The following is an 8034-nucleotide window of genomic DNA, read 5'->3' as shown; positions in this document are numbered from 1 at the left end:
CCCTGCCCGCGCTTGCCCCAGGCAATGCCGCCGTGATCACCGGCGCCGCCAGCGGCATCGGTCTGGCGGCCGCCAAGCGGCTTGCACTGCTGGGCATGAAGATCGTGCTGGCCGACATTGGCGGCGCTCGGCTTGACGAAGCCTCGCGCGCCGTTTCTGCGATTGCCGGCGACGACGCCGTGCTTGCCGTCGCCACCGACGTTTCGAAGGCGGATGAAGTGGACCGCCTCGCCGAGAGGGCGTTCGGCGCCTTCGACGGCGTGTCGCTGCTGATGAACAATGCCGGCGTCGGCGACAACCCCGGAAAGCCATGGGAAAACCGCGATTCCTGGAAACGGCTGCTGGACATCAATTTCTGGGGCGTCGTGCATGGCGTCGAGGCCTTCGCGCCGCGCATGCTGGCCTCGGCCGGGCCGGGTCTGATCGTCAACACCGGCTCCAAGCAAGGCATCACCACGCCGCCCGGCAATCTTGCCTACAATGTCTCCAAGGCTGGGGTGAAAACCTTCACCGAGGGCCTGTCGCATGCGTTGCGCAACGAACCCGGCGCCCATGTCGCTGCTCATCTGCTGATCCCCGGCTTCACCTTTACCGGCCTGACCGAGGGCGCGACGGAAAAACCGGCCGGCGCCTGGACCGGCGAACAGGTTGTGGATTTCATGCTGGAATCCCTGACCCGAGGCGATTTCTACATCCTGTGCCCGGACAATGAGGCGGCCCGCCCGCTGGATGAAAAGCGCATGGCCTGGGCGATCGGCGACATCATCGAGAACCGCCCAGCCCTGTCGCGCTGGCACCCGGACCACAAGGACAGTTTCGCGGCGTTCATGAAGAACTGATCTTCAGGCCGCCTGCTTTTTCGACCCGCGCTTTTTCGCCACAACCTTCTTCGCCGCCATGTCGGCGATTTGTTCGTCATGCCGCTTTGCAGCACGCTCGCATTTGGCGCGGATTTCCTCGACTTCGGATTCGGTCAGATGCTCGATGCCGATGAAGTGGTTGTGGCCCTTGCCGACCCGGATCAGTTCGTCGAGCTTGGCCTGGATCGCCGCGCCGTCGCGGTTCTGAGTGTTCTGGATCAGGAAGACCATCAGGAAGGTGATGATGGTCGTGCCCGTGTTGATGACGAGCTGCCAGGTGTCCGAAAAGCCGAAGAACGGACCGCTCACCGCCCAGACGATGACGATCAGGCAACAGAGGGCGAATGTCGGCGGCAGGCCGGCTATGCGGGCGACCCAGTTGGCGACCTTGGTGAAATGCTTTTCCATCTATCGAAATCCTCAACGCTGCGGCGCGATGAGAACAATCAGCGACCGTTTCAGGTTCCCGATGCAAGCAAATACCTCTAGGTACAATTGCCTACACGCATAGGGAGAATAGCCTGGAAAACACACCTTATGGGTCCAATGTCACAATGACCCTGCAGGCGAGAGTGCCTGTTCCTTCCGCTTCACAGCGGTTTAACTCCACCCCTTCCGCTGCGCCACCCCCGCATGGCGGAAGGGGTTTCAGTCCGGCGGGCCTTGAAGCGCGTCGCCCGACTCCGTCTCAACGCTACGCACTTGAACTGGTCAGACGGCGTCGTTTTCCCAGCGGTCGAGGAACGCTTCGATCGGCATGGCCTGCATGTCGGGAACCGCTCTGGCCAGCTTTTCGACCGGCCAGTCCCACCAGGCGAGAGCTTCGATCCGCACCGCGATATCCGGAGTGAAGCGTGGCCGGAGAGCCTTCGCCGGCACGCCGGCGACGATCGCATAGGACGGCACGTCACGCGTCACCACGGCGTTGGCGCCGATGACGGCACCGTTGCCGATGGCGACGCCAGGCATGATCACCGCGCCGTGGCCGATCCAGACATCATGGCCGATGGTCACGGCTTTTGCCTGCCGCCGCTCGCGGAAGGCGGCATCGACGCCCAGCCAACGAAAATACTCGTTCGGCCGGTAGCTGAGCTTGTGCTGGGTCAGCCGCTCTATGGGATGCTCCAGCGCATTGATACGGCTGTTGGCGGCGATCGAGCAGAATTTCCCGATCGTCGTGTAGATCGCTTCACAGTGGCGTTCAAAATAAGAGAAGTCGCCGACATTCACCTCGCGCAGCACCACCCGCTCGCCGATCGAGGCATAGCGGCCGAGCTTGCACGCCTTCAGCTCCGCGGTCGGATGGATACGCGGCTCGGGGTCTTTCGGGACGAGGTTTTCGGAACGCTCCATGCCGGCGGCTTTACGCCTAGGCGATTGGTCCCGCAAGCGGGACCAATCGTCCCTCAGATCGTCTCCCAGCAAGGATTCGCCGAGCGAATGGTCCCGCAGCGGGACCATTCGTCCGTCCGGCTCCCGAAGGAACTAAGCAGCCTATTGCGGCTTGCCTTTGCTCCACACCACGTTCTGGCCGTAGAGCGGCACGGTGGTGACCGACATTTTGGCCGAGCCGTTCTGCACCTGGCGCGAATGCGAGAGATAGATCAGCGTCTCATTGGGCTTGTCGTAGATGCGGTTCACCACCTGCTTCTTCCAGATCAGGCTGATGCCTTGCTTGAACACCTCCTCGCCGCCCTCGCTCATGTCGATGTCGCCGATCGTGATCGGGCCGGTCTGGCGGCAGGAGATGGAGGAATCGGACGGATCCTCGAACCAGTTGCCCTTGTGCAGGCGATCGATGATACCGCGATCGAAATAGGAGACGTGGCAGGTCACGCCTTCCACTTTCGGATCCTTGATCGCTTCGACGATGATGTCGTTGCCGAGCCAGTCGACTCCGACCTTGCCGACTTCCTCGGCGACCGCGGCACCGGCGCCAACGACAACACACGCGGCCAACGCGCCGCCGATCAGTTTTCGCCCAATCAGTCCGTGCCCAATCAGTCGTGGCAAGGGAGCCTCCTGCGGTTCGAGTTGCCGGTCACAGGTGGGGCGAGCAGCCCGGCTTTGCAAGCAGATAGGTCGACACCACTGCGGTTGCGGCAACGCGGCACTTTGCCTGTGCGAGGCCGAACCGCTAAGACTGTCGCACAGGCGCGGCATTGAGCCGCGCGATGATTTCTGCAGACGGACTTTTCTGATGATGCGTTCTATCCTGGTCGGCATTCTCGTCCTGATGGCCGCCGGTATCGGCTGGCTGACCTTCGACTGGTACCGCGGCCATTATGGCGGCGAGCCCTTCGGCGCTGCCTTCACCCTAGTCGACCAGAAAGGCGCGCCGATCACCGAGGCTGCCTTCAGGGGTCAGCCCAGCGTCGTCTTCTTCGGCTTCACCCATTGCCCCGAGGTCTGCCCGACCACGCTGTTCGAACTGGCCGGCTGGCTGAAGACGCTCGGCGACGACGGCAAGAACCTGCACGCCTATTTCGTCTCGGTCGACCCCGAGCGCGACACGCCGGAAGTGATGAACGCCTATGTCAGCAATTTCTCCGACCGCATCGTCGGCATCACGGGCGCTCCCGACAAGGTCCATGCCATGGCCAAGTCGTTCGGCATCTACTGGAAGAAGGTCGACACCGGCGACGGCGACTACACGATGGACCACACCGCCTCGGTGCTGCTGCTCAACGCCAATGGCGACTTTGCCGGCACAATCGCCTATGGCGAAAGCGCCGATACGGCCATCGCCAAGCTGAAGCGGCTGGCGGCGAAAAGCTGATAACCATTTCATGACCCAGACGCGCCTCTACTTCACCACCGGAAAGACCGATTCCGTCAGCATTTTCGCGGCGCTTGAGGCAGCCTTCGAGGAAGAAGGGCTGCCGATCGCCGTCCTGGAGGTCGACGAGGACAAGGACATCCACGAAGTGTCGCTCTATGCCGATGGCGACGTCGATGCGGTCGAGACCCGCTTGAACGACATCCTTGCCGGCCTTTCCCTGTCGAAGCCGATCGAGCGCGAGGCCCTGCCCGACATCGACTGGGTGGCGCATTCGCTGGAAGAGCTGAAGCCGGTGCGTGCCGGACGTTTCTTCGTCCACGGCGCGCATGACCGCAGGAAACGCCACAGCGGCGAACTCGCCATCGAGATCGAGGCCGGCCTCGCCTTCGGCACCGGCCATCACGGCACCACCGCCGGCTGCCTGGAGATGCTGGAAAGAGTGGTCCGGCGCGAGCATCCGCGCAATGCGCTCGACCTCGGCACCGGCAGCGCGGTGCTGGCGATTGCAGTCGCCAAGCTGGCGCATATTCCTGTGCTGGCCACCGACATCGATCCGGTGGCGGTGCGGGTGGCTGCCGCCAATGCGCGGCTCAACCACGTCAAGGCACTGGTGGAAACGGCAACGGCGCCGGGCTTTCACCACCCGATCTTCGGCAGGCGCGCGCCCTTCGATCTGATCGTCGCCAACATATTGGCACGGCCGCTGATGCGGCTGGCGCCGCAAATGGCTGGCCACATCGCGCTCGGCGGCTCGATCGTGCTGTCAGGCATCCTCGACCGCCAGCGCGACGCCGTCATCTCGGCCTATGTCGGCCAGAATTTTCGCCATGTCAGAACCTTGCACCGCGAGGGCTGGGTGACGATCCACCTCAAGCATTGAGCCCGGGACCGACCGAGCTTGGACCAAGTTCCCCCGGTTGTCAGTCCAGCGATGCTGTAGCAGGTTGCGCGCAGCCGGAAATCGATTCCGATTTCCCAGTCCATAGGCTACGGTCCCGCGGATATCAGGAGGCCCACAATGTTCCAGACCTTCGATTCCGCCGGCGACCCGGCCGTCGGCAAACCGCGCGTGGCGCTCCTGCGCCAATGGCTTGAAGCCAACGGGCTTGATGGTTTCATCGTGCCGCGCGCCGACGAGCACCAGGGTGAATATGTCGCCGACCGTTCGGCGCGGCTGAAATGGCTGACCGGCTTCAGCGGCTCGGCCGGTGTCGCCATCGTCCTGCGCGACCGCGCCTTCGTCTTTGTCGACGGGCGCTACACGCTGCAGGTGCGCAGCGAGGTCGACCTGGACGTCTTTTCGATCGAAAGCCTGGTCGACAATCCGCCGGCTGTCTGGCTGAAAGACAATCTTGGCAAGGGCGCACGGCTCGGCTTCGATCCATGGCTGCACACGATCAGCGAGGTCAAGGCGCTGCAGGCCTCGGCCGACAAATCAGGCGCCGTGCTGGTGCCGCTCGACAAGAACCCGATTGACATCATCTGGAAGGATCAGCCCGACGCGCCGGTGGCCCCGGTCGAACTTCACCCGATCGGCTTTGCCGGCGAACTCGCCAAGGACAAGCTCGCGCGGTTGGCGGCGGCGATCGCAAAGGACGGCGCCACCCATGCGGTGCTGACCGACCCCTCCTCCATCGCCTGGGCCTTCAACATCCGCGGCGGCGACGTGCCGCACACGCCGCTGGCGCTCGGCTTCGCCATTCTTGCCGCCGATGGGTCGCACCAGCTTTTCATGGATAAGCGCAAATTCTCGCGCCAGGTCGCGGCCTATCTCACCCAACTCGCCGAGCCGCATGGGCCCGGCGAATTCCAAGCCGCGATCGTCGCCCTTGCCAAGAGTGGCGCGAAAATCGCGCTCGACCCGGTGCTGGCGGCCGACCGGCTGCGCATGCTGGTCGAGGCCAATGGCGGCGCCGTCGTTGCAGCAGCAGACCCCGCCCGCATCCCGCGCGCCACCAAGAACCAGGCCGAGATCAACGGCTCGCGCGCCGCGCATCGGCGTGACGGTGCGGCCGTGGCGAAGCTTCTGTGCTGGCTGGAGCGGCAAAAACCCGGATCGCTCGATGAGATATCGGTGGTCACCCGGCTGGAGGAGACGCGGCGGCAGACCGGCGAGGAAACGCAGATGCCGCTGCGCGATGTCTCCTTCGACACCATTTCGGGCGCCGGTCCGAACGGTGCCATCATGCATTACCGCGTGTCGCGCGCCACCAGCCGCAAGCTGCAGGCCGGCGAACTGTTCCTGCTCGATTCCGGCGCGCAGTATCAGGACGGCACCACCGACATCACGCGCACCGTGCCGATCGGCCAGCCGACGCAGGAGATGCGCGAACGCTTCACCCTGGTACTGAAAGGCATGATCGGCATTTCCACCTTGCGCTTTCCCTCCGGCACGCGCGGCTCCGAGATCGATGCCGTCGCGCGCATGGCGCTGTGGAAGCACGGTTGCGACTTCGCCCACGGCACCGGCCATGGCGTCGGCTCGTATCTGGCGGTGCATGAAGGGCCGCAGCGCATCGCCCGCACCGGCACCGAAAAGCTGCTCGAAGGCATGATGCTGTCCAACGAGCCGGGCTACTACAAGGAAGGCGCCTACGGCATCCGCATCGAGAACCTGATCCTGGTGACGCCGGCGCAAGAGATCGAGGGCGGAGACATCGCCATGCACGGCTTCGAGACGCTGACGCTGGCGCCGATCGATACCAGGCTGGTGCAGTCGGACCTCCTGACGCGCGACGAGCTGCATTGGCTCGACGCATATCATGCACGCGTGTTGGCCGAGATCGGGCCGATGCTCGACGGCGAGACGCTGGCCTGGCTAGGAAAGGCCACCGCGCCATTGCCGCACGATCTCAAGCAGTAGCCGCGGCGGAAACCTTGCTTGGTATTGGGGAGCCTTGCTCCGCAAGCAGCTCCCGCAAAGCCTGGACGTTGGGAGAGCCGGCTCCCTTGCGCCAAAACAATACCGTCAGGGCACTGTCCTCGTCCGAAGGCAGTTCATGCACCTGCAGCCTGCCACTTTCAGGGAAGCCCTTGAGCACGCTTTTGGGCATCAGCGCTATGCCCATGCCGGCCGCCACGCAACCGAGCATCGCATGATATGAACCGAGCTCGACGATTTGCTCGGCCATGAAGCCTCGGCGCGCATACCATTCTTCCAGCCGCCTGCGATGTGGACAGCCATGCTCGAAGGCTATCATGGTTTTGGGCATGTCGCTGCGGTCCTCAATCGAACCGCGCGATGCCGCAGAGACAATGACCAATTCCTCACGAAATGCAGCCTGCTTCTCGAATGGAGCGTCTGCGAGCGGCTCGGCCGCGAGCGCAGCGTCGACTTCGCCGGCGAGCATGGCGGCCGCGAGAACCTGCGGGTTGCCGGTGCGCAGTTGAATCTCCACCTCGGGATAGCGTGCGTGGTACTCGGCGAGCAGGCCAGGAAGCCGAGCCGCGGCGGTGCTCTCCATAGCGCCAAGTCGCAGCTTACCGCGTGGGCGCGGATCGAGGACCGCCGTTCGCGCTTCCTCGGCAAGCGCCAGCAACCGGTCCGCGTAGACAACCAACCTTAGGCCGGCGGGCGACACCTGCAGCCGCTTACCTTCGCGGATAAACAGCCGCACGCCCAGATCCTCTTCAAGCTGCCGGATGCGAGTGGTCACGTTCGACTGCACGCGAAACAGCTTTTCCGCCGCCTTGGTGATACCGCCCTCGCGCACCACCATGCGAAAGATGCGAAGGTCGGCCAAATCCATACATCTCTCCCGGAGAATAAAATGATCTTAATAATTCATTTTATCGGATGATCAACGGCGCGTAAATCGCCTGTTATCGACGCCGATCCGGGCGTCCACGGGAGATGGAAATGTCACCTGAACCTCTCGGCCCCTGGCCGATCGATCTTGGCGCATTGACTCCGATGCAGCGCGACGCCCTTTACACCAACCTTGTGCGTCACGCCCATCAGGAGAGATCGGAGGCAATTCGGCTGAGCGCGGTGTGGATCGCTTCGATTTTCAAGAAGCGCCTGACAGGAATTATTGCCTCGATCACTACATGTGTCGGCGCCGCGTTGGTGAGCATACGTGGACTGACCAAGACAAAAAGTCAGCCGGCGAACTGCCGGGCGATGATCAGCACCGCCGCACCCGCCAAGAACATTGCCATCAGCCCGCCGCGCAGCGAAACCAGCGCGGTGACCACCAGTGCCGCCCACTCCGCCGGCCCGGCATTCAACAGTTCCGGCGCCACCAGCGTCGTCAGCACCGCCGCCGGCACGGCGTTGAGACCGGCCTCGACGCGCGGATGGATTGTTTCGAAGCGGGAGATGACCAGATGCCCGCCGATGCGCGTCAGATAGGTCGCGACCGCACCGGCGATGATGATCCAGAAGGTCGT

The 8034-nt window shown here is 63.6% G+C and carries 9 protein-coding genes; 4 read left to right on the top strand and 5 right to left on the bottom strand.

Translation table 11 applies throughout. The annotated features are described in order from the left end of the window. The first annotated feature begins 2 nt into the window (after positions 1 to 2). Entirely contained in the window at positions 3 to 839 is an 837-nt protein-coding gene (locus EN749_RS24955) for an SDR family NAD(P)-dependent oxidoreductase (protein WP_189367688.1), read from the top strand. Positions 840 to 842: 3 nt separating this feature from the next. Here EN749_RS24955 and EN749_RS24950 read toward each other — a convergent pair whose 3' ends face one another. From EN749_RS24950 to EN749_RS24940, 3 genes are all read right to left on the bottom strand, one after another. Then, complete coding sequence (locus tag EN749_RS24950; protein ID WP_127320442.1) at positions 843 to 1268, bottom strand: low affinity iron permease family protein; 426 nt, start codon at positions 1266 to 1268, stop codon at positions 843 to 845. A 303-nt stretch (positions 1269 to 1571) separates the two neighbouring features. Further along, positions 1572 to 2213 (bottom strand): DapH/DapD/GlmU-related protein, encoded by a 642-nt coding sequence (locus tag EN749_RS24945; protein ID WP_128364165.1) that lies wholly within the window; start codon positions 2211 to 2213, stop codon positions 1572 to 1574. Between the two features lie 141 nt (positions 2214 to 2354). Next, positions 2355 to 2873 carry a CreA family protein gene (locus EN749_RS24940; RefSeq protein WP_127269254.1) on the bottom strand — a complete coding sequence of 173 codons (519 nt, stop codon included), beginning with the start codon at positions 2871 to 2873 and terminating at the stop codon, positions 2355 to 2357. A gap of 187 nt (positions 2874 to 3060) precedes the next feature. Between EN749_RS24940 and EN749_RS24935 the strand changes: the two genes are divergently transcribed. From EN749_RS24935 to EN749_RS24925, 3 genes are all read left to right on the top strand, one after another. Beyond that, on the top strand, positions 3061 to 3639 hold the full coding sequence (locus EN749_RS24935; RefSeq protein WP_127810002.1) for an SCO family protein: 579 nt from the start codon (positions 3061 to 3063) through the stop codon (positions 3637 to 3639). 10 nt (positions 3640 to 3649) lie between these two features. Then, positions 3650 to 4522, top strand: coding sequence for a 50S ribosomal protein L11 methyltransferase (locus EN749_RS24930; RefSeq protein WP_127810001.1), 873 nt, complete (start codon positions 3650 to 3652; stop codon positions 4520 to 4522). A 138-nt stretch (positions 4523 to 4660) separates the two neighbouring features. After that, on the top strand, positions 4661 to 6505 hold the full coding sequence (locus EN749_RS24925) for an aminopeptidase P family protein (protein WP_128288492.1): 1845 nt from the start codon (positions 4661 to 4663) through the stop codon (positions 6503 to 6505). On the opposite strand, the gene EN749_RS24920 is transcribed toward EN749_RS24925, so the two are convergent. Together EN749_RS24920 and EN749_RS24915 are read right to left on the bottom strand one after the other, a co-directional pair. Continuing rightward, on the bottom strand, positions 6495 to 7391 hold the full coding sequence (locus tag EN749_RS24920; RefSeq protein WP_127396438.1) for a LysR family transcriptional regulator: 897 nt from the start codon (positions 7389 to 7391) through the stop codon (positions 6495 to 6497). The two genes, EN749_RS24925 and EN749_RS24920, sit on opposite strands and share 11 nt — an antisense overlap. Before the next feature lie 352 nt (positions 7392 to 7743). Next, the coding region (locus tag EN749_RS24915; RefSeq protein WP_145990995.1) for an AzlD family protein at positions 7744 to 8034 on the bottom strand (291 nt) is incomplete at its 5' end.

The sequence above is a fragment of the Mesorhizobium sp. M7A.F.Ca.ET.027.02.1.1 genome, from assembly GCF_004022985.1.
Taxonomy (GTDB): Bacteria; Pseudomonadota; Alphaproteobacteria; order Rhizobiales; family Rhizobiaceae; genus Mesorhizobium.
The sequence above is the reverse complement of the archived record's forward strand: the minus strand, read 5'-3'. Positions and strand labels throughout refer to the sequence as shown.

Coding starts and splice junctions, on each gene's coding strand:
- EN749_RS24920 (WP_127396438.1), bottom strand. CDS start 7,391: ATGGATTTGGCCGACCTTCGCATCTTTCGCATGGTGGTGCGCGAGGGC.
- EN749_RS24930 (WP_127810001.1), top strand. CDS start 3,650: ATGACCCAGACGCGCCTCTACTTCACCACCGGAAAGACCGATTCCGTC.
- EN749_RS24925 (WP_128288492.1), top strand. CDS start 4,661: ATGTTCCAGACCTTCGATTCCGCCGGCGACCCGGCCGTCGGCAAACCG.
- EN749_RS24950 (WP_127320442.1), bottom strand. CDS start 1,268: ATGGAAAAGCATTTCACCAAGGTCGCCAACTGGGTCGCCCGCATAGCC.
- EN749_RS24935 (WP_127810002.1), top strand. CDS start 3,061: ATGATGCGTTCTATCCTGGTCGGCATTCTCGTCCTGATGGCCGCCGGT.
- EN749_RS24945 (WP_128364165.1), bottom strand. CDS start 2,213: ATGGAGCGTTCCGAAAACCTCGTCCCGAAAGACCCCGAGCCGCGTATC.